Genomic DNA, 23,669 nt, shown 5'->3' on the forward strand with positions numbered 1-23,669 from the left:
ACCGGCGGAGGCACACCGGCGCAACCCGGAGCCCGTCTCGGGGTCAACCCCTCAGGGCAACCCGGGGGCGGGGCTGGCAGCGCGGGCAACTGTACGACGACCGGTTCATGAAGGCCTCCCGGCGGATCGGCGTACCGCACCGCCGGCAGGGTTCACCCTCCCGGCCGTACGCGTTCAGCGACCGATCGAAGTAGCCGCTCTCGCCGTTGACGTCGACGTACAGCTCGTCGAAGCTGGTGCCGCCCTGCTTGATCGCCTCACCGAGCACGTCCCGGACGTGGCCGAGCAGCCGAAGCGCGGCCGGCCCGGTCAGCGCGTCGGTGGGGCGGGTGCCGTGCAGCTTCGCCCGCCACAGCGCCTCGTCGGCGTAGATGTTGCCCACCCCGGAGATCAGGGTCTGGTCGAGCAGCGCCCGCTTCACCTCGGTACGCCGCCGGCGCAGCGCCGCCACGAAACCGGCGTCGGAGAACTCCGGGTCCATCGGGTCCCGGGCGATGTGCGCGATCTCGGCGGGCAGCTCGGCGCCGCCGTCGGACACGGACAGCCCGCCGAACGTGCGCTGGTCGACGAAGCGCAGCTCCGGGCCGTCGTCGGCGAACCGGAAGCGGACCCGCAGGTGCAGCTCGTCGGCCGCGCCGACCGGCTGGAGCAGCAGCTGGCCGGACATGCCAAGGTGGCCGATCAGCGCGTCGCCGCTGTCCAGCGGCAGCCAGAGGTACTTGCCCCGCCGTCGGACGTCGGTCACCGTCCGGTCGGACAGCACGTCGGCGAAGTGCGCCGCGCCGGGCTCGTGCCGCCGCACCGCGCGGGGGTGGCGCACCTCCACCGCGGTGATCCGGCGGCCGACCACCCACTGGGCCAGCCCCTGCCGGACCGTCTCCACCTCGGGCAGCTCAGGCACGGCGTAAGCCCGCCTCGGCGGTCTCGCTGCCGGCCTCGCCCGGCGTGACGTCGCCCACCGGGTCCGCTGGCGCGGCGTCCGCCTCCGCCTGCGCGGTCAGCATCCGCCAGGCCGACTCGGCGGCCCGCTGCTCGGCCTCCTTCTTGCTCCGGCCCTCGGCGCCGCCGTACCGGTTGCCGGCCACCACCACCCAGGCGGTGAAGGTCTTCAGGTGGTCCGGGCCGGCGCCCTCGATCCGGTACTCCGGGACGCCCAGCCCGAGCGCGGCGGTCAGCTCCTGGAGGCTGGTCTTCCAGTCCAGGGCCGCGCCCCGGCCGGCCGACTCGGCCATCAGCGGGTCGAACAGCCGGTGGATCACGATCGCCGCCGTGTCCAGGCCGTACTGGAGGTAGATCGCGCCGAGCAGCGCCTCCAGGGTGTCCGCGAGGATGCTCGCCTTGTCCCGGCCGCCGGTGCTCTCCTCGCCCTTGCCCAGCAGCAGGTACGCGCCGAGCCCGTCCGGACCGAGGCCGCGCGCCACGTCGGCCAGGGCGCGCATGTTCACCACGCTGGCCCGCAGCTTGGCGAGCTGCCCCTCCGGCAGGTCCGGGTGGTTGTGGAAGAGCGCCGTGGTGATCACCACGCCGAGCACCGAGTCGCCCAGGAACTCCAACCGCTCGTTGGTGGGCAGGCCGCCGTTCTCGTACGCGTACGAACGGTGGGTCAGCGCGCGCTCCAGCAGCTCCGGTTCGAGCGACACCCCGAAGGCCGCCTCCAGGTGACCGATGGGAGCACGCCGCCGCTTGTCGTTGGTCATTGCACTACCTCGTTGCCGTGTGCGGAATCCTGCGGAATGCCGTCGAGCAGGCTGGAGATCAGTTCGGTGGCCCCGCGCCGCCACAGGTGAGCGGCGAGGGCGATGCCGGAGGCGACCTCGTCGGGCCGGGCCGCGCCGTGGCACACGACCACCGTGCCGGCCACGCCGAGCAGCGCGGCCGCCCGGGGGGCGCCGCCGCTGGCGGGGGGACCGCCGGCCATCGCGTACGCGCCCTCGATCGCCTTGAGCAGCACGTTACCGGTGAACCCGTCGGTGACCACCACATCGGCGCGCACCCCGAGGGAGACGTCGTACCCCTCGACCAGGCCGACGTAGCGGGCGCCGCAGGGCAGCGGCGCCGCGGCCAGCACGGGGTCGGCGGCCCGGCGCAGCCGGTCGCCCTTGCCCGCCTCGGTGCCGACCGAGAGCAGGCCGACCCGCGGCTCGACGACGCCGTGCGCCACGGCGGCGTAGGCCGCGCCGAGGACGGCGTGCCGGGCGAGGGTGGCCGGGCGGGGCTCCAGGGAGCCGCCGACGTCCAGCAGGACCACCGGGCCGGCGACCGCGGGCAGGGTGGCCACCAGGGCCGGCCGGCGGACGTCGGACCAGCGCCCGAAGCCCAGCGCGGCGGCGGTGACGGTGGCGCCGGTCGAACCGGCGGAGACGAGCGCGTCCGCGAGCCCCTCGCGTACCGCGTGGACGGCGGCGCGGACGGTGCTGTGCGCGCGGGCGGCGGTGGGATGGTCGGCCATGCCGACCGCGGTCCGGACCGGCCGGACCGCGATCCGGGCGCGCTGCGCCGGATCGAGGGCGTCGATCAGCCCGCCGGCGACCTCGGTCGGACCGACGAGCAGCAGATGCAGGTCGGGGTCGGCGCGAACGGCCCGCAGAGCGCCGTCAACCACGACGGCGGGAGCGTCGTCCCCGCCGAGGAGGTCAACGGCGATCCGCGCGGTGCCCGGCTCCACCGGAATGCCGGCCGCTGCACGGCCGGCGGTGGCGGGAGCCGGGGCACCGGGCGATTGCCAGGGTGCGCGCGCCGCCCGACCCGCGGTCGGGGGCGTCACTCGGCGTCCAGGTCAGACCTCGAGAACCTGGCGGCCGTTGTAGGTGCCGCAGACGGAGCAGGCGGCGTGCGGCAGCTTCGCCGACTTGCACTGCGGGCAGGCCACGGTCGCGACCACGGCCGCCTTCCAGTTCGCCCGGCGGGACCGGGTGTTGCTGCGCGACATCTTGCGCTTCGGGACGGCCACGGTTCTTACTCCTCTTTACGGGTCAGTTGCGACAGGCCCGCCCAACGCGGGTCGATCTGCTGATGGCTGTGATCGGCCGGCAGATCGTCCCAGTGCACCCCGCATTCGGGGCACAGCCCTGGGCAGTCCTCCCGGCAGAGCGGGTTGGTCGGCAGTGTGAGCACCACCGCGTCCCGCAGCGCCGGCTCCAGGTCGATCAGGTCGTCCTGCATCCGGCCCACCTCGTCCTCGTCGGTCGTGGTGTCCGTGGTGCTGTTCTCGTACGCGTACAGCTCCTGGACGTTCACGACCATCGAGTCGTCGATCTCGCGCAGGCAGCGGCCGCACTCGCCCTTGACGGGACCGCTGATGGTCCCGGAGACGAGCACGCCCTCGGACACCGACTCCAACCTCAGGTCGAGGTCGAGATCCGCGCCCTCCGGCACACCGATCAACTCCACGCCGAGGTCCGCCGGTGCCGGCACGACCCGCTTGACCGTACGCAACGCACCAGGCCGACGCGGCAGGTCTCTCGTGTCGAGGACCAGCGGCGACCTGGGGTTGAGTGATGAAGGCGAGTGTTTGGGCATAGTCAGACTCCGGCCGGTGAGAGGCCGACAAAATAGGTTACCTGGGCGACCGCCGGACCGTCGAACCGGGGGCGACGTCCGTCCTGCCTGTCGGCTGGTGAGGTGCCGCTCAGAAGGGTAACGGGCGATCCGCCTCATCCCCAGCGAAGGTGCCGATCTCCCGCAGGGCGTGCATCTTGTCCCGGCCGCGCTCTATCGAGGCCAGCGCCCGGGTCAGGAACTGCTCGAAGTTGGCCAGCGCCGTGTCCACGTAGTCGTCGACCTCCTCGCGGAGGCGTTGGGCCTCGGCGCGGGCCTCCGCGATGATCCGGGCGCCCTCGTGCTCGGCGGAGACCGTGATCTCGTTCACCGAGACCAGGCGGGCGTGTTCCGCCTCACCCTCGCTGATGATCCGGTCGGCCTCCCGCTTGCCGGCCTCCATGATCTTGTCGCGCTCCTCCAGCAGCGCGGCGGCCCGGCGCAGGTCGGCGGGGAGTTCGACGCGCAGCTCGTCGAGGGCGCCGATCATCTCGCCCCGGTCGACCATGCAGTTGTTGCGCGACATGGGCACGGAGCGGGCCTGCTCCACCATGGCGATCAGTTCGTCGATGCGATCGAGCGGGTCCACCGGTACCTCACTCCTGTCGTTCTTCGGCCGACCTACATGATGCGGGCTGCGGCCGGGTTCCCGCTCCACCAATGATGTCGTGCGCGGGCGACAGGTGGCCCATCCGCCCCGGGCCCGGCGCGTCGCGCCGGGCCGTCGGGCGGTCGGGTCAGCCGGGCTGCCCCGGAGCCAGCCGGGTGCGCAGCTGCTCGCGGACCACGTCCGGCACGTGCGACGAGATGTCCCCGCCCCACTTGGCGACGTCCTTGACCAGGCTGGAGGAGAGGAACGAGTAGAGCGGGTTGGTCGGCATGAAGAGCGTCTCGACGCCGGCCAGCCCGATGTTCATCTGGGCCATCTGGAGCTCGTAGTCGAAGTCGCTGACCGCCCGCAGGCCCTTGATCAGCACACTCGCCCGCTGGGCCCGGCAGAAGTCCACCAGCAGCCCGCGGAACGACTCGACCCGCACGTTGTCGTAGGAGGCCGTCACCTCGCGGAGCATGTCGATCCGCTCCTCGACGGTGAACAGGCCGCTCTTGGACTGGTTCACCAGCACGCCGACGATCACCTCGTCGAAGAGCCGGCTGGCCCGGCCGATGATGTCGAGGTGTCCGTTGGTGACCGGATCGAACGAGCCGGGACAGACCGCACGTCTCATGATCGGCGACCGTACCAAAGGGTGGTCTCGCCGTAGCGGCGGCTGCGCTCCGACGTGATGCCCTCCACCCAGGCGACCGGTCCGGACCGGCTGGACCGCTCCACCACCACCAGGGCCTCCGGGGCCAGCCAGCCGCCGTCGACCAGCGCGGCCAGCAGCGCGGTGATCTCCTCGTCGGGTACGGCGTACGGCGGGTCGGCGAAGACCACGTCGTACGGGGCACCGTCGGGGCCGGCCGCGAGCACGGTGGCCACCTTGCCGGTGACCAGGCGGGCGGCCGGGGCGGCCCGCAGCGCGGCGACGTTCTCCCGGATCACCCGGGCGGCCCGGGGGTCGGACTCGACCAGCAGCACGTGCTCGGCGCCCCGGGACAGCGCCTCCAGGCCGACCGCACCCGAGCCGGCGTAGAGGTCGGCGAAGCGCGCCCCGACCAGGTCCACCTCGGCCTGCACCGCGCTGAACAGGGCCTCCCGGACCCGGTCCGAGGTGGGCCGGGTGCCGGCGCCGGGCGGCGCGGCGATGCGTCGGCCGCCGAGCGTCCCGGCCACGATCCGGGTCACCGTCTGCTCCTGCACATGTCCCAGACGCTACGCGACCGCTGGAACCGTTCCGACGACAGTGCGTACGACCGCATCGCCGGAATGATCACCGACCGTGGATCAATAATCTCAAATTCATAACAGAGCTTGGTGGGCACACCCATCGGAGTAACGCATCCCCTGGCGATCTCGCTAGGGTCTGCCCGGTTGTCGTTGCGGGCGAGAGGCTCCGGTCCGCCCGCCGGACTCTCCGATCTTCCCCTCACTAGGAGTTTGCGTGAACCGTCTCAACCTCCGGCGTGCCGCGGCCCTCACCGCTGGCGCGCTGATCGGCCTCGCGGGCGTGGCCACCTTCGCCAGCCCCGCCATGGCCCACCACCCTGAGCCCTCCGGCAGCTACTGCGCGGCCCAGGACGGCAAGGTCACCGTCAACTGGTCGGTGATCAGCACCGAGACCGACATCGAAGGCACCATCACCAAGCTCGAGTCCACCGTGCCCGGTGACATCACCGGCGGCCTGGCCGTCGGGGCGACGCTGAAGAGGCAGGGCGACGGCCCGCTGACCGGTACCCAGACCCACACCTTCGAGGGCGCCATCCCCGAGCTGAAGCTCACCGTCGAGGCGCGCTGGGAGCGCGACGGCAGGACCATCACCGGGGAGCGCAGCGTCGTCGCGCTGCCCAGCCGGGACTGCGGCCCGGCCGAGTCGCCGTCGCCGTCGCCGACCTCCCCGTCGCCGAGCGCCACCCCGGAGCCGACCAAGTCGCCCGAGGTCACCCCGTCGCCGTCCGCCTCCAGCCCGGCCAGCCCGTCCGCGACGCCGTCCGTCCCGGCCGAGCCGGCGGAGCCGGTGTTCCAGCTCGAGGAGACCTGCGACAAGATGACCTTCATCGTGGAGAACCCGGCGAAGGGCATTCCCTTCACCGCCACGATGACCACCGAGAAGGGCGTCACCAAGAAGCTCGTCTCCGAGCCGGGCAAGACCGCCTCGGTCAGCTTCGACGCGTACAAGGGCCTCAAGGTCACGGTCAAGTACGACGTGGTCGAGGACTCCGAGACCATCCCGTACACCCAGCCGAAGGACTGCGACGGCCAGGGCGGCGGCCTGCCGGTCACCGGTCCGGCCGCCGGCGCCATCGTCGGTGGGGCCGCCGTGCTGCTCGCCGCCGGTGCGGTGCTCTTCGTGGTGGCCCGCCGTCGTCGGGTCCGCTTCACCGCCTGATCCACTTCGGATCGCCCGAGGGCGCGTCGACCATGACGGTCGGCGCGCCCTCGGCGCATCCGCCCCTTCCCGGCCGTCTCAGACCGGCGCGGCGGTCGAGATCGCACCCGGACACGGAAGCACTGCCCTCCCTCCGACGTGGAGGCCGCCACGGCCCGGTCAACGGCGGTGCCCGTCGCGCCCGCCCGTCGGTCCCGGTCGGCGTGACGGCGAGGACCGGAGCCCGCCGTGCCGGCGGCCGGCCTGTGGTCAACCCTTCTCGAGGTACTCCGCGCGTTCCTCGTCGACCAGGGCGGCCACCGAGGCGGCCAGCGCCGGATGCCGGACCAGCTCCGGGTCCTCCTCGACCAGGGCGATCGCCTCGGCCCGGGCGTCCCGGATCAGGTCGGCATCGCGCAGCAGCGAGAGCAGCCGCAGGTGGGACCGGCGCCCGGACTGCGTGGCGCCGAGCACGTCACCCTCGCGGCGCTGCTCCAGATCCAGCTCGGCCAGCTTGAAACCGTCCGTGGTGGAGGCGACGGCGTCCAGCCGCTCCCGGGCCGACGAGCCCTCCGCCGCCTCGCTGACCAGCAGGCAGAGCCCGGCGGCGGACCCGCGACCCACCCGGCCGCGCAGCTGGTGCAGCTGGGATACGCCGAACCGGTCGGCGTCGAGCACGATCATCACGGTGGCGTTGGGCACGTCCACACCGACCTCGACCACGGTGGTGGCCACCAGCACGTCCAGGTCGCCGGCGGCGAACGACCGCATCACCGCGTCCTTCTCGTCGGCCGGAAGCTTCCCGTGCAGCACGCCGATCCGCAGCCCGTGCAGCGGCCCCTCGGCGAGCAGCGGGGCGACCTCGGTCACCGCGAGGGGCGGTCGCCGCCCGTTGTCGTCCTCCCGGGGCGGCTCCTCCTCGCTGGCCGGCCCCTCCCCGATCCGCGGGCAGACGACGTACGCCTGGTGGCCGGCGGAGACCTCCTCGCGCAGCCGACGCCAGGCCCGGTCCAGGAACGCCGGCTTCTCGGCGGCCGGCACCACGTGCGAGGCGATCGGCGAGCGGCCCTTCGGGAGCTGGGAGAGGGTGGAGATCTCCAGGTCGCCGTAGACGGTCATCGCCACCGTGCGCGGGATCGGGGTGGCCGTCATCACCAGCACGTGCGGCGGCTGGTCGGCCTTCGCGCGCAGCGCGTCCCGCTGCTCCACACCGAACCGGTGCTGCTCGTCGACGACCACCAGGCCCAGGTCGGCGAAGTCGACCCCCTCGTAGAGCAGCGCGTGGGTGCCGAGCGCGATGCCGGCCCGGCCCTCGGCCACCTCGGCCAGGGCCCGCCGCCGGGCCGCCGCACCGAGCGAACCGGTGACCAGCTCTACCCGGGTGGCGTTGTCGGCGGCGCCCAGCTCGCCGGCCCGGGCGAGCGGGCCGAGCAGGTCGAGCATGCCCCGGTGGTGCTGGGCGGCGAGCACCTCGGTCGGGGCGAGCAGGGCCGCCTGACCACCGGCGTCGACCACCTGGAGCATGGCGCGCAGCGCGACCACCGTCTTGCCCGAGCCGACCTCGCCCTGCAGCAGCCGGTGCATCGGGTGCGCGGTGGCCAGGTCGGTGGCGATCTCCGCGCCGACGGTCCGCTGGCCGGGAGTCAGCTCGTACGGCAGCCGGGCGTCGAACGCGTCGAGCAGCCCGCTGGCCCGCGGCGGCCGGGACTTCGCCGGCCAGTCCGCCGCCCGGTGCTTGCGTTGCACCAGGGTGAGCTGCACCGCGAACGCCTCGTCCCACTTCAGCCGCCGGCGGGCCCGGTACAGCTCCTCCTTGCTGGAGGGTCGGTGGATCTCCCGCAGCGCGGTGTCGATGCCGACCAGGTTGCGGGCGGCCCGGACGGTGGCCGGCAGCGGGTCCTCCGGCGGGGTGAAGGTGTCCAGCACCACCCGCACGCAGCGGGCGATCACCCAGGTCGGCACCGCGGCGGCGGCCGGGTAGACCGGGATGAGCGCCCCGGCGAATTCCTCGACCTCCTCGTTGGCCGCCGCCTCGCCGTCGCCGCCCTCCCCGAGCAGCACGTACTCCGGGCCGTTGAGCTGCCGCTTGCCCCGGAACTCGGTGACCTTGCCGGCGAACAGCCCCCACCGGCCGGGGCGCAGCTCCCGCTCCCGCCAGGCCTGGTTGCCGAAGAAGGTGAGGGTGAGCAGCCCGCCGGAACCGTCGCCGACGGTCACCTCCAGCAGGTTGCCCCGCCGCTGCCGCATCGGCCGGACCGCGGTGCGCTGCACCTGGGCCAGCACGGTCACCTGCTCGCCGACGTCCAGCGAACGAATGTCCGTGTGCTCGCCGCGCTCGTCGTACCGGCGGGGGAAGTGGTAGATCAGGTCGCCGGCGGTGTGCAGGTCGAGGTGGCTCGCCAGGGCCTTGGCGGTCTTCTCCCCGACCAGCTTCTTCAGCGGCGTGTCCATCGTGGCCGGCTCGCTCGTCATTCGACCCCCACCAGCAGCGGATAGTGCGGCTGCCCGCCCTCGTACGCCTGGACCTCGACGAACGGCCAGGCCCGCTCGACGTGCTCGCGTACCCGGTCGGCCAGCCCGGCCGGGGCGTCCGCCCCGCAGAGCAGCGTGACCAGCTCGCCGCCGCCGCCGAGCATCCGGTCCACCACCGCGGTGCAGGTGTCGACCAGGTCCGACCCGATCAGGTGCACCTCCCCCTCCACCAGCGCCAGCACGTCGCCCGACCGGCACGGGCCGGCGACGGTGAGCGCCTCCCGGCTCGCGTGGCAGACCTCGGCGTACCGGCAGGCGCCGGCGGCCTCGGCCATCGCGATCACGTCGTCCTCGAACCGCCGGCCCGGGTCCCGCACGGCGAGGGCCGCGAGGGCCTGCACCGGGGAGCGGGTCGGCACCACGCTGACCTTGACGCCGAGCCGGTGGGCCTCCCTGGCGGCGGCGCTCGCCACGGACTGGGTGTTGGGGTCGTTGGGCAGCACCACCACCCGGGCGGCGGCGGTGGCCCGGATCGCGTCGAGCAGCTCGCCGGTGGACGGGTTGCCCGGCACCACGGTGGCGCCCTCGGCGCCGAACAGCTCGGCGAGGCCGGCGCCGGCCGCCACCACCACGGCCGCCCGGCCGTCCGGCAGCACGGTCGGCGGGGGCGGGGCGGGCGCCACCTGGTCGGCGAAGCGGGTCACCGAGATCCGGTGCGGCCGGCCGGCGACCACCCCCGCCTCGACCGCCGCGCCCACGTCGTTGACGTGCACGTGCACGTTCCAGGTGGCGTCGCCGTCGCCGACGATCACCAGCGAGTCGCCCAGCGCGTCCAGCTCGGCGCGCAGCCGCGTCACCGCCTCCGCCGGGGCGTCGAGCAGGAACTGCACCTCGTACGCGTACTCCGGCGAGCCGGTCTCCCGGACGGCCGTGGCCGGCGGGCGGACCGCGGTCGGCGCGGGCGTCGGCTGCCGCGGGCTCTCCCCCGTGATCACCTCGACCAGCGCGTCCAGCAGCACGCACAGCCCGCGCCCGCCGGCGTCCACCACGCCGGCCCGGGCCAGCTCCGGCAGCTGCTCGGGGGTGCGCGCCAGGGCCCGGGCCGCCCCGCCGGCCGCCGCGCGGGCCACCACCCGCAGGTCGTCGCTGTCCGCCTGCTCGGCGGCGCGCGCGGCGGCGGCGACCACGCTGAGCAGGGTGCCCTCGACCGGCCGGGCGACCGCCCCGTACGCGGCGGTGGCCGCGTCGGTCAGCGCGGCGGCGAGCTGGCGGCCGCGGACCGCCGGCTCGGCGGCCAGTGCGTCGGCGAAGCCGCGCAGGATCTGCGACAGGATCACCCCGGAGTTTCCCCGGGCCCCGAGCAGCGCACCCCGGGCCATCAGCCGCAGCGCGTGCCCGTGCGGGGTGTGGCCGTCGTCGGGGAGGGTGCCCAGGTCCATCGCGAGGGCCTGCTGGGCGGAGGTGAGGGTGAGCACCAGGTTGGTGCCCGTGTCGCCGTCCGGGACCGGGTAGACGTTGAGATCGTCGATCTCACCCTGGTGCCGGCGCAGGGCGGCCAGCCCGCTCGCGCACCAGCGGCGCACCGCGGCGGCGTCGAGGGTGTCCAGCACGGCGAGAAGCCTACTTGCGCGGACCGACACGCGCCGGGGTCGACCGCCCCCCACCGGCGTGTCCCCCGTCCCGGCCCGCCGGCCGCGCCGCGCCCGGCACCGGGTACGCTGGGCGGGCCCGAGCCGCCGCCGACCGGGCCGGTTGGGCGTACCGGCGGGTCATCGGGTAACCTGACCAGGTTGCCCGGGCAGCGCCTGGCGGCGACCTCATGAACGTTTCAATCCCAGGAGTATCCCGTGGCTAGCGTGTGCGACGTCTGTGGCAAGGGACCGGGCTTCGGCCACAACGTGTCCTTCTCGCACCGGCGGACCAACCGCCGCTGGAACCCGAACATCCAGTCGGTGCGTACCCCGGCCGGTGGCGGCACCACCAAGAAGTTGCAGGTCTGCACCTCGTGCATCAAGGCCGGCAAGGTCACCCGCGCCTGACGCGGTAAGCCCCAACTTCACGAACCACCCAGCACCGGCGGGCCGTCACGGTCCGCCGGTGCTGTCGTGTCCGGGCACCGTCACGCCGGCCGGGTGCGCGGACGACCGGGTCGCCGCGCACCCGCCGCAGGCGGAGTCAGAGGGGGCGGCCGAAGGAGAGGCAGCCGGGGGCGTCCTGGTAGAAGCCGAAGTTCGGGATCCGCTCGTACCCGGCCGAGGTGTACATGGCGATCGCCTCGGGCTGCTTGTCGCCGCACTCCAGGACGATCCGCTTGCGGCCCTGCTCGCGGGCCGACCGCTCGACCGCGGCCAGCACCGCGCGGGCCACGCCCCGTCCCCGCGCCACCGGCGCGGTGTACATCCGCTTCAGCTCCGCCGTCTCCCCGTCGTCGCCGTGGCTGCGCCAGCCGCCGCAGCCCACCGGCTCCCCGCCGAGGTAGGCCACCAGGAACGCGCCGGCCGGCGGCTGGAACTCCGCCGCGTCCACCGGGGTGTCGTCGCCGCTGCCGCCGTACCGCTGACCGAGGTCGGCCAGGGCCGCCCGGATCAACGCCTGCGACTCGGGCGCGTCGAAGCGCTGCGCGCGGATCTCGATCTCACTCACGCCTGAAGGGTACGACCGCCACCCGGCGCGTCCCGGGCCCGCCGGCCCGGTTCGGTCGCAGATCACTCCGCCCGGCGGAAGTGGTCCCAGCCGACCGGCCCGGCGTACGGCACGCCGTCGACGGTCACCCCCGCCCCCTCGGTCACCCGCCCGATCGGCCGCCACCGCTCGGGCAGCGCCACCGCCGGCGGGAAGGTCGCGGCCAGGGCGTGGTCGTCGCCCCCGGTGAGGATCCAGGAGTACGGGTCGACGCCGAGCGCCTGCGCCGCGTCCCGCATCTGCCGGGGCACCTCGAAGGCGTCCCGACGCAGGTCGACGGCGACGCGGCTGGCCTTCGCCACGTGGCCCAGGTCGGCCAGCAGCCCGTCCGACACGTCGATCATGGCGGTGGCGCCGAGCCCGGCGGCCTCCGGGCCGGCCGGGTAGGGCACCTCGGGCCGCCGGAACGCCTCCACCAGCAGCCGGGGCGTCCGGAAGCCGCGGGACAGCACTGTGTACCCGGCCGCCGCCCAGCCGGTCCGCCCGGCCAGCGCCACCACGTCGCCGGGCCGCGCCCCGGAGCGGACCACGGGTGGCCGGTCCGCGAGGTCGCCGAGGGCGGTGACCGCGATGGTCAGCGTGGGACTGGCCGACATGTCGCCGCCGACCACGCTCGCGCCGACCAGGGCCGCCTCCGCGCCGAGGCCGTCGGCCAGCTCCTCCGCCCAGGCGGTGTCCAGATCCGCCGGCATGCAGAGGGCGACCAGCAGGGCGGTCGGGGTGGCGCCCATCGCCGCGATGTCGGCCAGGTTCGCCGCCGCCGCCCGGTGTCCCACGTCCCGCGCGGTCGACCAGTCCCGGCGGAAGTGCCGCCCCTCGACCAGCACGTCCGTCGAGGCCACCACCCGCCGGTCCGGCGCCGCCACCACCGCCGCGTCGTCACCGGGGCCGAGCAGGCAGCTCTTCCCGTACGTCAACCGGGCGGTGACCCGGTCGATCAGCCCGAACTCCCCGACACCCGCGACCGTCATCTTGTCCCCTCGTCGCGCTCATTCATACTCGCCACCCCGCCCGGCCGCGCCCCGCCCGGCACGCCGCGTGTGGTCGCTCACCGCGTCAACCGACGACCGTTAGGGATCAGGCCTGTTCCGTAAGGTAGTTTCACCCTTCGGGCCGCCCTAGGCGGCGACGGACGGAGGTCGAGTCGTGGTACAGGCATACATCCTCATCCAGACCGAGGTCGGTAGGGCGCGTGACGTGGCCGGTCTGATCGCGGACCTTGCCGGCGTAGTACGGGTCGACGCCGTCACCGGGCCGTACGACGTGGTCGTCCTCACCGAGGCGAACACCGTCGACGAGCTCGGCAAACTCATCGTCAGCAAGGTGCAGATGGTGCCCGGCATCACCCGCACCCTCACGTGTTCGGTGGTGCGCCTGTAAGTGGACGAGATCACTGTCTCCCCTGCTCTCGAGGAGTCCCGCCCGGCGGACGAGGCCCCGCGCCCGGACCGGACCACCCGCCGCGCCGCGCTGGTGGCCGCGCTGGTCGCGCTGCCGGTGACCGTGGCGGTGGCCGGCTTCACCTTCGCGAAGCTCGCCCCGGAAGAGCCGGCCGCCGCGCCGGCCCCGTCGGCGACCGCCGCGCGGCCGCAGTCCACCGCCCCGGTCGAGCTGCCCGCCCCGACGCTCGCGGAGCGGCCCGCGACGGTCTGCCGCGCCCTGGTGTCGCAGCTGCCCGACCAGGTACGCGACCTGGCCCAGCGGCCGGTCACCGCCGGCCCCGAGCAGAACGCCGCGTACGGCGACCCGGCGCTGACCGTCGCCTGCGGCGGCACCCCGCCGATCGTCGCGCCCACCGACGAGGTGTGGTCGGTCAACAAGGTCTGCTGGCACGCGGTGCAGGAGGCCGACGCCACCGTGCTGACCACCGTCGACCGGGAGGCCCCGGTCCGGGTGCGGGTGCCCCGGCAGTACGAGCAGCCGCTCCAGTGGGTGAGCCCGATCTCCGACGCCATCGTCTCCGCGGTTCCTTCGGCGAAGTCCGCCCCCGCCGGCTGCACCGCCTGACCCGCGCCCCACGGGCTCCGCGCAGCATCCGCCCCGTTTCCGGACCGCGCTGCCTCCCCGGCTCGGGAGGCAGCGCGGTCGCGGGTGTGGCGAGCCGTCGACCGGCCCGACGTGGCAGGGTCAGCGGGTGGTGTGGCGGTGGAGTGCGGTGCGGATGAGGCGGTTGACCAGCTTCGGGTACTCCAGGCCGCTGGCCGCCCACATCCGCGGGAACATCGACGTCGGCGTGAATCCGGGCATCGTGTTGATCTCGTTGAGGTAGACGTCCAGCTCCGGGGTGACGAAGAAGTCGACCCGGGCCAGGCCGGAACAGTCCAGCGCGGTGAAGGCCCGGGTGCCGTACTCCTGGACCTGCCGGGTGACCCGCTCGGGCAGGTTGGCCGGCACGTCGTACTCGCACACCTCGTCTGCGTAGAGGTACTTCGCCTCGAAGTCGTACCACTCGCGGTCGCCCACCATGCGCACCTCGGCCAGCACGGACGCCTCGGGCGCGCCGCCGGCCTCGCCCTCCAGCACGCCGCACTCGATCTCCCGGCCGACGATCGCGCCCTCGACCAGCACCTTGGTGTCGATCTCGCGGGCGGTGGCGACCGCCGCGTCGAGCTGCGCCCAGTCGTCGACCTTCGTGATGCCGAAGGACGAGCCGGCGCGGGACGGCTTGACGAAGACCGGCAGCCCCAGCCGCTCCTTGTCCGCCTCGCTCAGCGTCATCCCGTTGCGCAGCACCACGTACGGGCCGACCGGGATGCCCTCGGCGGCGCAGAGCTTCTTGGTGAACTCCTTGTCCATGGCGGCCGCGGAGGCGAAGACATTCGCCCCGACGTACGGGATGTCGGCCATCTCCAGCATCCCCTGGATGGTGCCGTCCTCGCCGTACGCCCCGTGCAGCACCGGGAAGACCACGTCCACGTCGGCCAGGGCCCGCGGGCCCTCGGCCGGGTCGAGCACCATCAGGCCGCCCGCGGTCGGCTCGGCGCGCAGCACCAGGGCGGCGCCGGCGGCGGCGGTGATCTCCGGCAGCTTGCGCGCCTGGATCGACAGTTGGCCGGGGTCGCCACTGGTCAGCACCCACTGGCCCTGCCGGGTGATGCCGACCGGCACCACCTCGAACTCGTCCGGGTCGAGGGCGCCCAGCACGCTGCCGGCGCTGACGCAGGAGATGCCGTGTTCGGGGCTGCGGCCACCGAAGACGATCGCCACACGGGTCTTGCCTGGGGTGGTCACTCGAGGTCACCTCTTCGCTCGCGACTGCGGCTGGCCGTGCTCGCCGGTGGCGCTCACCCGATTGACCTTACTGTGCGTGGCGAGACCCCGAAGCCGATACCCGGGGAGACAGGGCACGACAGCGCAACCGGTCAACGAGTCGTAGACGGGGAGTAACGGAACCACGGCCCGTCGCGCCTCTCGCTAGGGTGTGCCAGCGGACGACGGAGGTGGACCACGGGCACCGAGGAGAGCGGCGCCGAGCGGGCCAAGGCCCTGCTCGAGGTGGGACGGTGGGCCGACGCCGCAGCCGAGCTGACCGCCGTGCTCCAGGTCCGGCCGTACGACGTCGACGCCCTCTGCCTGCTGGCCCGCTGCCACGACCTGGCCGGCGACGGGCCCGGGATGCTCGATGCCACCGACCGCGCGCTGGCGGTCGAGCCGGACCACGAGTGGGCGCTGCGACTGCGCGCCCGGGCGCTGCTGAAGGTGAAGCGGCGACGCGCCGCCACGGCCGCCGCCCGGGCCGCCGTGGCCGTGGCACCCCACGAGTGGCGGACCCACGCGATGCTGGCCGAGGTGCTGGTCCAACGGATGGGCGTGTGGTCGTCGGTGCGGGCCAGGCTCAGCGCGGACACCGTGCTGCGACTGGCACCCGAGGAGGCCGGGCCGCACGTGGTCGACGCCCAGGTGTGCCTGCGTACGGGAGAGTTCGACGCCGCCCGGCGCGCCTGCCAGCGGGCGCTCGCGCGGGAGCCGGGCAACCAGGCCGCGCTGCACAACCTGGCCGTGGCGGAGTTGGCCAGCGAGCGGGTGGGCAGCGCCGTCCGGGGCTTCACCGCGGCGCTGGCGGTCGCACCGGACGACCACCTCACCGGCACGGCCCACGGCCGCAGCGCCCGGGCCCTGCTGTGGCGCCTCTTCGACGTGCTGGCGGCGGCGACCGTGGTCCACGCCGTGCTCTTCGGGGTGACCGGGGACGCGCTGGGTCCGTGGCGACGGGTACTCGCCCTCGCCACGTCGGCCCTGGTCATGGTCGGCTTCGGCTGGCTCTGCCGACGGGCATGGCGGGCCCAGCCCGCGGCGGTCCGGTGGCGGCTGCGCGTGGAGCGGCGGCAGGCGGCGGTGGCGTTGTGGCCGATCCTGGTCCTCGCGGCCGCGGTGGGGCTCATCGTCGGGGCGTACCGACCGGCACCGGACTCCTTCGCCGATCAGCTGCGGGCGCTCGCGCTCGCGGTCGCCCTCGGCACCTTCGCGGTCCGCTGCCGCAACCTGCTGGCCCGGGGGGCCCGTAACACCCTGGTGCGGCTGGGCCACCGGACCGGACTGGCCGTCCACCGGGCCTGGACGCGGGCCCGCAGCCGCCCCGGCGGGCCCGTCGGGGCGCCGGCGGACGAGCGCGCATCCCACCGGGTACAAGGGTGAGCGGAGCCGGGCGACGGCCCATTAAGCTGCTCGTCCTATGAGCGCCGATCCCCTCGTCGACAGCCTGCTGGCCGCCCTCGACGCCCGCCCGGACGACCTGCCCCTGCGCCTGCACCTGGCCGGGCTGCTGCTGGACTCCGGCCGGGGCGCGGAGGCGATCGCGCAGGTCGGGCAGGCGCTCGCCCGGGACCCGGGCAACGACCAGGCGCAGGCCCTGATGCAGCGGGCGCTGGGCGGGCCCGCACCGGAGGCGGCGACGCCGGCCCGGCCGCCCGCGCCGCGCCCGGCCCCCGCCGGGCCCACGCCACCCGGGGACGACCCGCTGGCCGCGTACGAGCAGGAGCTGGCCGACGTCGTGCCGCCGCGCTTCGCCCGGGCCGGCGACGAGCCGGAACCGGTCGTCGGCGAGGCCGACCGGGTGTACGACGTGGAGTCCTCCACGGTCCGGCTGGCCGACGTGGGCGGCATGACGGCCGTGAAGGAACGCCTGGAGCTGGCCTTCCTCGGCCCGCTGCGCAACCCGGAGCTGCGCCGGATGTACGGCAAGAGCCTGCGCGGCGGGCTGATGCTCTACGGCCCACCCGGGTGCGGCAAGACCTTCCTGGCCCGGGCGGTGGCCGGCGAGATGGGCGCGAAGTTCCTCTCGCTGTCCATCGTCGACGTGCTCGACATGTGGATCGGCAACTCGGAGCGGAACCTGCACGAGCTGTTCGAGGCGGCCCGGCGCAACGCGCCCTGCGTGCTCTTCCTCGACGAGGTCGACGCCCTGGGCCACAAGCGCTCGCAGGTCTCGTCGAGTTCGATGCGGACGCTGGGCAACCAGCTGCTGGCCGAGCTGGACGGCATGGAGGGCAGCAACGAGGGGGTCTTCGTGCTGGCCGCCACGAACACCCCGTGGGACGTGGATCCGGCGCTGCGCCGGCCCGGTCGGCTGGACCGGGTGGTGCTGGTGCTGCCGCCCGACGCCGAGGCGCGCGCGGCGATCCTGGAGTACCACCTGCGCCAGCGGCCGATCGCCAACATCGACCTGGGCAAGGTGGTCGCCGCGACCGAGGATTTCTCCGGCGCCGACCTGGCCCACCTCTGCGAGACCGCCGCCGAGTTCGCGATGGCCGACTCGGTACGCAGCGGCGAGGTGCGGATGATCGAGCAGCGGGACCTGGAGCGGGCGCTGAAGGAGGTGCGGCCGTCGACCCGGCCCTGGCTGTCGACCGCTCGCAACGTCGCCATGTTCGCCAACGAGGGTGGCGTCTACGACGACCTGGTGGCGTACCTGAAGCGGCGCAAGCTGCTCTGAGCCCGACGGGGACGACCGTCGGCGGCCGGGTCAGCCGGCGACGACCGCCGGCGGTGTCGGCGCGGCGCGCAGGGACTCCAGCGCCGCGATCGCCACCCCGCGCGCCCCGGCCATGTCCCGCTCCGGCACCAGCGCGAAGGTGGCGACGGCGGCCTGCTCGGCGCGGAGCACGGTGTGCTCCGCCACCGTGGCGAGGAACCAGTCGCGGAACTCCGGCGCCGCCTCCACCACCCCACCACCGACGAAGTACGCGTGCGGGTCGGTGAAGTTGGCGGCGATCGTGAAGAGCCGGCCCAACGCCATCGCCTGCTGGGTGAAGACCTCCCGGGCCAGCGCGTCGCCGCGCTCGCCGTACCCGCGGACGAGCTTCGCCGCCCGGCCCGGCTCCTCGGCCGCCAGCGGATGCCCCGGATACCGGCCCAGCCAGTACGGCAGCAGGTTCCGCTCGATCGCGGTCAGCGAGGCGACGCTCTCGGCGTCCCCGACGAAGCCGCAGGCGCAGATCGGGACCTGCTGACCGGGCGCCAGCAGCCCGTCCAGCGGGATGTGCACGTGCCCGAACTCCCCGGCCATCCCGGCGGCGCCGGAGACCACCCGCCCGCTCTCCACCACCCCACCGCCGAGCCCGGTGCCGACGATGGCCGCCACCGAGGAGCGGCGCAGCGCGTCCGCGCCGAAGTGCACGTGGTGCGCGTAGAGGGCGGCCGCGTTGCCGTCGTTGTGGTAGATCACCGGCAGGCCGAGCCGGCGCTCCAGCGCGCCGCGCACGTCGTACCCCCGCCAGGCCGGCTGGGAGAAGTTGGTCGAGCCGCGCGACGAGATCACCCCGGTGGCGCTCGCCGGTCCCGGGGTGTCCAGGCCGACCGCGCGGACCAGCTCGCGAGGAACGCCGGTCAGCGCCAGCACCCCGTCCAGCGCCCGGGCCAGCGCCTCGATCGCCGCCTCGGGGCCGGCCAGCACCTCACTCGGTATCTCCACCAGCCCGTCCACCAGGAACCGGCCGTCGACGGTCAGGACGGTCGCGTTGTTGCTGTTCCCGCCGTTGTCGAGACCCACCACCACCGGCACACCCGCGCTGCCCATCCGCCACCGCCTCCCAGCCGGTCCCGTCCCGACCTGAGGCTAGTTCGACGTTCACCGTCCCGCCATTCCCCGCTCACCCCGCCGCCGTCCAGGCGGCTGCCCAGGCGGCCCGTCCTCAGCCAGGTCGGCGGGCGGTGACGGCGGTGGCGTCGAGGTCGTCGTCGCGTACCACGGTCGGCGCCAGGCCGAGGGCGGCGAACGCCGCGCAGAGCGCCTCGGCCTGTCGCTCGCTGATCTCCACCACCAGGTGTCCGCCCGGGGCGAGCCACTCCGCCGCGTCGGCGGCGACCCGGCGCAGCACGGCCAGCCCGTCCACGCCGCCGTCGAGCGCCACCGGGGCCTCGTGCAGCCGCGCCTCCGACGGCATCAGCGCCACCGCCGCGCTCGGCACGTACGGGGCGTTCGCCACCACCAGGTCGAGCCGGCCGCGCCACTCGGGCGGGACCGGCGCGAACAGGTCGCCCTGGAACACCGGCACGCCCAGCGGGGCGAGGTTGCGTCGGGCGCAGGCCACCGCCGCCGGGTCGACGTCGGCGGCGGCCAGCCAGCGGGGCGCGAGCCGGGCTTGCAGCACCAGGGCGGCGGCACCGGAGCCGCAGCAGAGGTCCAGCACGGCCGGCGCGGGGCCGGCCACCGCCGCGGCGGCGGCGACCAGCAGGGCGGTCCGCCCGCGGGGCACGAACACGCCGGGATCGACGGCCACCCGCAGGCCGCAGAACTCGGCCCAGCCGAGCAGGTGCTCCAGCGGCAGGCCGGCGACCCGGCGGTCGACCAGGTCGGTCAGCGCCTCGGCCGAGTCGGCCGCGCAGATCAGCAGCTCCGCCTCGTCCTCGGCGTAGACGCAGCCGGCGGCCCGCAGCCGACGGACGACGGCGGGACGGTCGGGAAAGAACGTGGATGGTGCCATGGGAAACCTCCGGGAACGCTCGTCGGCGCTCCCGGCGTCGCCTACTTCCCGGGCGACGCGGACGCGGAGGGGAGCGCCGGTCCTGTCTGGTGGATCGGTCTCACCTCCTCCGGTCGAGGCCCGCTCGGCGCGGAACGGCTCAGGGCCGGGCTCACGATAGCTCAGCCGGTGCCCGCCGCGCCGCCCGGCTTGGCCGGGCCTTCCCCAGCGCTCGCGTCCAGCGCGGCCGTGACGTCGGCCACCAGGTCGGCGGTGTCCTCCACCCCGCAGGAGAGCCGGACGAAGCCGGGCGCGGTGTCGTCGCCCCACTGGGCCCGCCGGTCGGCGGTGGTGTGCAGCCCGCCGAACGAGGTCGCGGCGGCGACCAACCGGGCCGCGTCGAGGAAGCGGGCCACCCGGTCGGCATCCCCCAGGTCGAACGAGAGCACCCCGGGCATCCTGCGCATCTGGACCGAGGCCACCGGGTACGCCGGGTCACCGGGCAGCCCGGGCCAGCGCAGGCCCGTCACGTCGGGGCGATCGGCGAGCAGCCGGGCGAGCGCCTCGGCGTTGGCGGACTGCCGGGCCAGCCTCAGGTCCATCGTGGCCAGCGACCGGTGGGCCAGCCAGGCGTCGAAGGCGCCCGGCACCGCCCCGGTGGTGGTCCGCCAGGCGGTCACCGGCTCCAGCAGCTCGACCGAACGGGTGACCACGTAGCCGAGCAGCAGGTCGGAGTGCCCGGTCAGCGCCTTGGTGCCGGAGGCGACCACGACGTCGGCGCCGAGGTCCAGCGGCCGCTGCCCGAGCGGGGTGGCGGTGGTGTTGTCCACGGCGACCAGCGCGCCGGCGGCGTGCGCCCGAGCGGCCAGCGCCGGCACGTCGGCCACGTCCAGACCCGGGTTCGCCGGGGTTTCCAGCAGCACCAGCCGGACGCCGGAGAACGACGGGTACGGCCCGGCGGTCGGCACGAAGCCGACCCGGACGCCGATGCCCTCCAGCGTGCTCCTGGCGAAGGTCCGGACCGGGTAGTAGCCGTCGGCGGGGAGGAGCACGGTGTCGCCGGGGCGCAGCAGGGCCAGCAGCAGCCCGGTGATGGCCGCCTGGCCGCTGGCGAAGACCCGGCAGTCGCCGCCCTCCAGCTCGCCGATGGCGGCCTCCAGCAGCCGGCGGGTCGGGTTGTCCGGCCGCCCGTACCCGTTCGGCGTCGCCGCCGGCCCCTGCCAGGGGTCCAGGTGGTACGGCGCGGCGAAGACCGGCCCGGGCAGGAACGGCTGTCCCGGCGCCGGCGCGGGCAGCCCGGCGTGCACGCTCCGGGTGCCGTCACCCCACTCGTTCATCCGCGCCTCACTCGTACGACTCGGGCTTGGCGGTCCGGCTCATCAGGGCGTCCACGGCCAGCCGCGGGTCCATCCCCTCGTGGCAGATCCGCTCGATCTGCTCGGTGATCGGCATCTCCACCCCGTGCGCCCGGGCCAGGTCCCGGATGGCCAGGCAGCTCTTCACGCCCTCGGCGGTCTGCCGGGTCGCGGCCTGCGCCTGCTCCAGCGTCTCGCCCCGGCCGAGGTGCTCGCCGAAGGTGCGGTTGCGGGCCAGCGGCGACGTGCAGGAGGCGACCAGGTCGCCCATGCCGGCCAGGCCGGCGAAGGTGATCGGGTCCGCGCCGAGCGCCACGCCCAGCCGGGCGGTCTCGGCCAGCCCCCGGGTCATCAGCATCGCCCGGGTGTTGTCGCCGAAGCCCATCGCGGTGGCGATGCCGTACGCCAGGGCGATCACGTTCTTGACCGCCCCGCCCAGCTCGCAGCCGATCACGTCGTCGTTGGTGTACGGCCGGAAGTACGGCGTCCGGATCGACGACTGGACCAGGGCGGTCCGCCGGGAGTCGGTGCCGGCGACCACGGTCGCTGCCGGCTGCTCGGCGGCGATCTCGGGGGCCAGGTTGGGTCCGGAGACCACCACCACCCGGTCCGCGGGCACCCCGGCGGTCTCCGTGATCACCTGGCTCATCCGCTTGGTGGTGCCCAGCTCGATCCCCTTCATCAGCGAGACCAGGGTGGCGTCGGGGTCGAGGTGGCCGGTCCACTCGGCCAGGTTGCCGCGCAGGGTCTGCGACGGGACGGCGAGCACCACGACCTCGGCCCCGGCGATGGCCTTCTCGGCGTCCCCGGTCGCGGTGACCCGGTCGGGCAGCCGCACGTCCGGCAGGTAGTCCGGATTGTGCCGCCGGGACCGGATCGCCTCGGCGACCGCCCGCCGCCGGGCCAGGATCGTCACGTCCCGGCCGGCATCGGCGAGGATCTTGGCGAACGCCGTGCCCCACGACCCGGCCCCCAGCACCGCCACCTGCCCGCCACGCTCGATCATTCGGTCACCTCGGGAGTACGCGGACGGGCGGGACGTTCCCACAGCGGCGGAGGAGTGCCGCCGCGGATCTCCGCCACCATGTCGCGCAGCCGCAGCATGATGGTGTCGGTCATCTCCTCGAGAACCGCCCTGGTCGGCGTCGCGCCCGCCCAGCGGCTCAGGTCGATCGGCGGGCCGGCCACCACGGTCACCGGGATCCGGGGCCGCAGGCCGAAGCGGGTGGTGCGCGGGTCGAACAGCTTCTCCGGCCCCCACATCGCCAGCGGGATCACCGGCGCGCCGGTGGCCAGCGCCAGCCGGGCCGCGCCGGTCTTGCCCTTCATCGGCCACAGGTCGGGCTCCCGGGTGGTGGTCCCCTCCGGGTAGATCACCACCGCGCCGCCCTCGGCCAGGGCGGCGACCAGCTTGTCGAGCGACTTGACCGCGTCGACGCTGCCGCGCTCCACCGGGATCTGCCGGCACCGGTGCAGGATCCAGCCGATCACCGGGACCCGGAAGACGCTGGCCTTGCCCAGGTACTGCGGCCAGCGTCCGGCGTCGTGGATGAAGTGCGCGGAGACCAGCGGGTCGGCGTGCGAGATGTGGTTGGGCACGATGATGATGCCGCCGGGGCGGCTCAGTTCCTCCGCGCCCCGCCAGGTGCGCCGGGTCCAGACGGTCATCACCGGCTTGACCAGCACCACGGCGAACCGTTGCCAGAATCCCAGCCTTCGCCGTGCCACCCTGCCTCCTCGTCGTGCCCCGACCCGCGCGCCCACGTCCCGCGACGAAATCATGCCTGCTCGCCCCGGGTCCGGCCAGTGAGGGTACCGCCGCCCAACTGGCAGGATTGTCACGTGGCTGAGCCGACCTGGACCGTGGTGGTGCCGGTGAAGCGTCTCCCGGGGGCGAAGAGCCGCCTGCGGGGCGCCCTGCCGGCCGTACCGCATGAGGAGCTGGCGCTGGCCCTGGCGGCCGACACGGTCCGCGCGGTGCTGGCCTGCCCGGCGGTGGCCGAGATCCTGGTGGTGACCGACGACGCCCGGGCGGCGGCGGAGCTGGCCGCGGCGGGCGCCCGGATCGTGCCGGACGCGCCGGACGCCGGGCTGAACGCCGCCTTCCGGCACGGCGCCGCGGCCGCCGGCCGGCACGCCCGGGTGGCCGGCCTGACCGCGGACCTGCCGGCGCTGCGCCCGGCCGAGCTGGCGGCGGCGCTGTCCGCGGTCCCGGCCGGCCCGCCGGGGGTACGCCGGTTCGTGGCCGACGCCCCGGGCGGCGGCACGGTGCTGCTCGCGGCACCGGCGGGCGTGCCGCTGGAGCCCCGGTTCGGGGTGGGCTCGGCGGCCGCGCACGCGGCGAGCGGCGCACTGCCGCTGGCCGGCGACTGGCCCAGCCTGCGCCGCGACGTGGACACCGCGGACGACCTGGCCGCGGCCGCCCGGCTCGGCCTCGGCCCGCGCACCGCGGCGCTGCTCGGGGCCGGCGCCGCCGCGGCCCCGGCCTGACCCGTGCGGTGTACGGTGCTGGCATGCAGGGCACGGTGGCCACCTACGACGCGTCGAGCCGGAGCGGGGTGCTGCTCCTCGACGACGGCACCGAGCTGGCCTTCCCGGCCCGCGCGTTCGACGCCTCCGGGCTGCGCCTGCTCCGACTCGGCCAGCGGGTACGCATCGACGTCGATGCGGCGGGCGCGGTGGTTCGGGTGACGTTGCCGACGATGGCCTGATCACCCCGGCCAATTCATTTTGCGTTAACCGGAATCGGGTGATTA

Annotated in this window: 26 protein-coding genes; 8 read left to right on the forward strand and 18 right to left on the reverse strand. The window is 74.7% G+C overall.

The features are described 5' to 3' along the window. Positions 1–43 precede the first annotated feature (43 nt). From mutM to rsmD, 8 genes are all read right to left on the reverse strand, one after another. Positions 44–901, reverse strand: a complete 858-nt coding sequence (mutM, locus tag GA0070613_RS01885; protein WP_089010691.1) for a bifunctional DNA-formamidopyrimidine glycosylase/DNA-(apurinic or apyrimidinic site) lyase — start codon at positions 899–901, stop codon at positions 44–46. Continuing rightward, positions 894–1,697 (reverse strand): ribonuclease III, encoded by an 804-nt coding sequence (rnc, locus tag GA0070613_RS01890; RefSeq protein WP_231929629.1) that lies wholly within the window; start codon positions 1,695–1,697, stop codon positions 894–896. The genes mutM and rnc overlap by 8 nt, the downstream gene beginning before the upstream one ends. Next, positions 1,694–2,665, reverse strand: coding sequence for a phosphate acyltransferase PlsX (locus GA0070613_RS01895; RefSeq protein ID WP_089010692.1), 972 nt, complete (start codon positions 2,663–2,665; stop codon positions 1,694–1,696). The genes rnc and GA0070613_RS01895 overlap by 4 nt, the downstream gene beginning before the upstream one ends. A 111-nt stretch (positions 2,666–2,776) precedes the next feature. Further along, positions 2,777–2,950: a 50S ribosomal protein L32 gene (rpmF, locus tag GA0070613_RS01900; RefSeq protein ID WP_088963525.1), complete on the reverse strand. Its 174-nt coding sequence runs from the start codon at positions 2,948–2,950 to the stop codon at positions 2,777–2,779. Positions 2,951–2,955: 5 nt separating this feature from the next. Continuing rightward, entirely contained in the window at positions 2,956–3,519 is a 564-nt protein-coding gene (locus tag GA0070613_RS01905) for a YceD family protein (RefSeq protein WP_089010693.1), read from the reverse strand. Positions 3,520–3,628: 109 nt separating this feature from the next. Then, entirely contained in the window at positions 3,629–4,126 is a 498-nt protein-coding gene (locus GA0070613_RS01910) for an SPFH domain-containing protein (RefSeq protein ID WP_089010694.1), read from the reverse strand. A 148-nt stretch (positions 4,127–4,274) separates the two neighbouring features. After that, positions 4,275–4,763, reverse strand: coding sequence for a pantetheine-phosphate adenylyltransferase (coaD, locus tag GA0070613_RS01915; protein WP_089010695.1), 489 nt, complete (start codon positions 4,761–4,763; stop codon positions 4,275–4,277). Further along, a complete protein-coding gene (rsmD, locus tag GA0070613_RS01920; RefSeq protein ID WP_089015687.1) occupies positions 4,760–5,323 on the reverse strand; it encodes a 16S rRNA (guanine(966)-N(2))-methyltransferase RsmD in 564 nt (187 codons plus the stop codon). Before rsmD ends, coaD begins: the two co-directional genes overlap by 4 nt. Positions 5,324–5,579: 256 nt before the next feature. On the opposite strand from rsmD, the gene GA0070613_RS01925 reads away from it, so the two are divergent. Then, on the forward strand, positions 5,580–6,524 hold the full coding sequence (locus tag GA0070613_RS01925; protein ID WP_089010696.1) for a cell wall anchor protein: 945 nt from the start codon (positions 5,580–5,582) through the stop codon (positions 6,522–6,524). Between the two features lie 249 nt (positions 6,525–6,773). Here the strand turns inward: GA0070613_RS01925 and recG are convergent, their stop codons facing one another. Further along, a complete protein-coding gene (recG, locus tag GA0070613_RS01930) occupies positions 6,774–8,975 on the reverse strand; it encodes an ATP-dependent DNA helicase RecG (RefSeq protein ID WP_089010697.1) in 2,202 nt (733 codons plus the stop codon). Next, positions 8,972–10,585, reverse strand: a complete 1,614-nt coding sequence (locus GA0070613_RS01935) for a DAK2 domain-containing protein (protein WP_089010698.1) — start codon at positions 10,583–10,585, stop codon at positions 8,972–8,974. Before GA0070613_RS01935 ends, recG begins: the two co-directional genes overlap by 4 nt. Before the next feature lie 237 nt (positions 10,586–10,822). Between GA0070613_RS01935 and rpmB the strand changes: the two genes are divergently transcribed. Then, on the forward strand, positions 10,823–11,014 hold the full coding sequence (gene rpmB, locus GA0070613_RS01940) for a 50S ribosomal protein L28 (protein ID WP_089010699.1): 192 nt from the start codon (positions 10,823–10,825) through the stop codon (positions 11,012–11,014). 136 nt (positions 11,015–11,150) lie between these two features. Here rpmB and GA0070613_RS01945 read toward each other — a convergent pair whose 3' ends face one another. Next, the gene (locus tag GA0070613_RS01945) at positions 11,151–11,618 is read right to left on the reverse strand and encodes a GNAT family N-acetyltransferase (protein ID WP_089010700.1); all 468 of its coding nucleotides are present in this window, start codon (positions 11,616–11,618) and stop codon (positions 11,151–11,153) included. A gap of 62 nt (positions 11,619–11,680) precedes the next feature. Next, complete coding sequence (locus GA0070613_RS01950) at positions 11,681–12,628, reverse strand: thiamine-phosphate kinase (RefSeq protein ID WP_089010701.1); 948 nt, start codon at positions 12,626–12,628, stop codon at positions 11,681–11,683. 175 nt (positions 12,629–12,803) lie between these two features. On the opposite strand from GA0070613_RS01950, the gene GA0070613_RS01955 reads away from it, so the two are divergent. Further along, positions 12,804–13,037 carry an Lrp/AsnC ligand binding domain-containing protein gene (locus GA0070613_RS01955; protein ID WP_013284547.1) on the forward strand — a complete coding sequence of 78 codons (234 nt, stop codon included), beginning with the start codon at positions 12,804–12,806 and terminating at the stop codon, positions 13,035–13,037. Positions 13,038–13,046: 9 nt separating this feature from the next. Further along, positions 13,047–13,664 carry a DUF3515 family protein gene (locus GA0070613_RS01960; protein ID WP_089015688.1) on the forward strand — a complete coding sequence of 206 codons (618 nt, stop codon included), beginning with the start codon at positions 13,047–13,049 and terminating at the stop codon, positions 13,662–13,664. A 120-nt stretch (positions 13,665–13,784) separates the two neighbouring features. On the opposite strand, the gene GA0070613_RS01965 is transcribed toward GA0070613_RS01960, so the two are convergent. Continuing rightward, on the reverse strand, positions 13,785–14,888 hold the full coding sequence (locus GA0070613_RS01965) for a D-alanine--D-alanine ligase family protein (protein ID WP_089010702.1): 1,104 nt from the start codon (positions 14,886–14,888) through the stop codon (positions 13,785–13,787). Between the two features lie 255 nt (positions 14,889–15,143). Here GA0070613_RS01965 and GA0070613_RS01970 point away from each other — a divergent pair, with 255 nt between their 5' ends. After that, on the forward strand, positions 15,144–16,292 hold the full coding sequence (locus GA0070613_RS01970) for a tetratricopeptide repeat protein (RefSeq protein WP_408631031.1): 1,149 nt from the start codon (positions 15,144–15,146) through the stop codon (positions 16,290–16,292). 37 nt (positions 16,293–16,329) lie between these two features. Then, positions 16,330–17,589 (forward strand): ATP-binding protein, encoded by a 1,260-nt coding sequence (locus tag GA0070613_RS01975; protein WP_089010704.1) that lies wholly within the window; start codon positions 16,330–16,332, stop codon positions 17,587–17,589. Between the two features lie 30 nt (positions 17,590–17,619). Here the strand turns inward: GA0070613_RS01975 and GA0070613_RS01980 are convergent, their stop codons facing one another. The 5 genes from GA0070613_RS01980 to GA0070613_RS02000 all read right to left on the reverse strand — a co-directional run bounded on the left by GA0070613_RS01980 (position 17,620) and on the right by GA0070613_RS02000 (position 22,641). Continuing rightward, positions 17,620–18,672, reverse strand: a complete 1,053-nt coding sequence (locus GA0070613_RS01980) for an ROK family protein (protein ID WP_089010705.1) — start codon at positions 18,670–18,672, stop codon at positions 17,620–17,622. A gap of 115 nt (positions 18,673–18,787) precedes the next feature. Continuing rightward, complete coding sequence (locus GA0070613_RS01985; protein WP_089010706.1) at positions 18,788–19,579, reverse strand: putative protein N(5)-glutamine methyltransferase; 792 nt, start codon at positions 19,577–19,579, stop codon at positions 18,788–18,790. A gap of 161 nt (positions 19,580–19,740) precedes the next feature. Further along, a complete protein-coding gene (locus tag GA0070613_RS01990; RefSeq protein WP_089010707.1) occupies positions 19,741–20,895 on the reverse strand; it encodes a cystathionine gamma-lyase in 1,155 nt (384 codons plus the stop codon). A 7-nt stretch (positions 20,896–20,902) separates the two neighbouring features. Further along, positions 20,903–21,919 carry an NAD(P)H-dependent glycerol-3-phosphate dehydrogenase gene (locus tag GA0070613_RS01995; RefSeq protein WP_089010708.1) on the reverse strand — a complete coding sequence of 339 codons (1,017 nt, stop codon included), beginning with the start codon at positions 21,917–21,919 and terminating at the stop codon, positions 20,903–20,905. Next, on the reverse strand, positions 21,916–22,641 hold the full coding sequence (locus GA0070613_RS02000; RefSeq protein ID WP_089010709.1) for a lysophospholipid acyltransferase family protein: 726 nt from the start codon (positions 22,639–22,641) through the stop codon (positions 21,916–21,918). Before GA0070613_RS02000 ends, GA0070613_RS01995 begins: the two co-directional genes overlap by 4 nt. Before the next feature lie 114 nt (positions 22,642–22,755). On the opposite strand from GA0070613_RS02000, the gene cofC reads away from it, so the two are divergent. Then, positions 22,756–23,403: a 2-phospho-L-lactate guanylyltransferase gene (gene cofC / locus GA0070613_RS02005; protein WP_172875740.1), complete on the forward strand. Its 648-nt coding sequence runs from the start codon at positions 22,756–22,758 to the stop codon at positions 23,401–23,403. Positions 23,404–23,426: 23 nt separating this feature from the next. Continuing rightward, a complete protein-coding gene (locus GA0070613_RS02010) occupies positions 23,427–23,624 on the forward strand; it encodes a cold-shock protein (RefSeq protein ID WP_089010711.1) in 198 nt (65 codons plus the stop codon). The last annotated feature ends 45 nt before the right edge of the window (positions 23,625–23,669 follow it).

It is taken from the genome of Micromonospora inositola (assembly GCF_900090285.1).
In the GTDB taxonomy this organism is placed as follows: domain Bacteria; phylum Actinomycetota; class Actinomycetes; order Mycobacteriales; family Micromonosporaceae; genus Micromonospora; species Micromonospora inositola.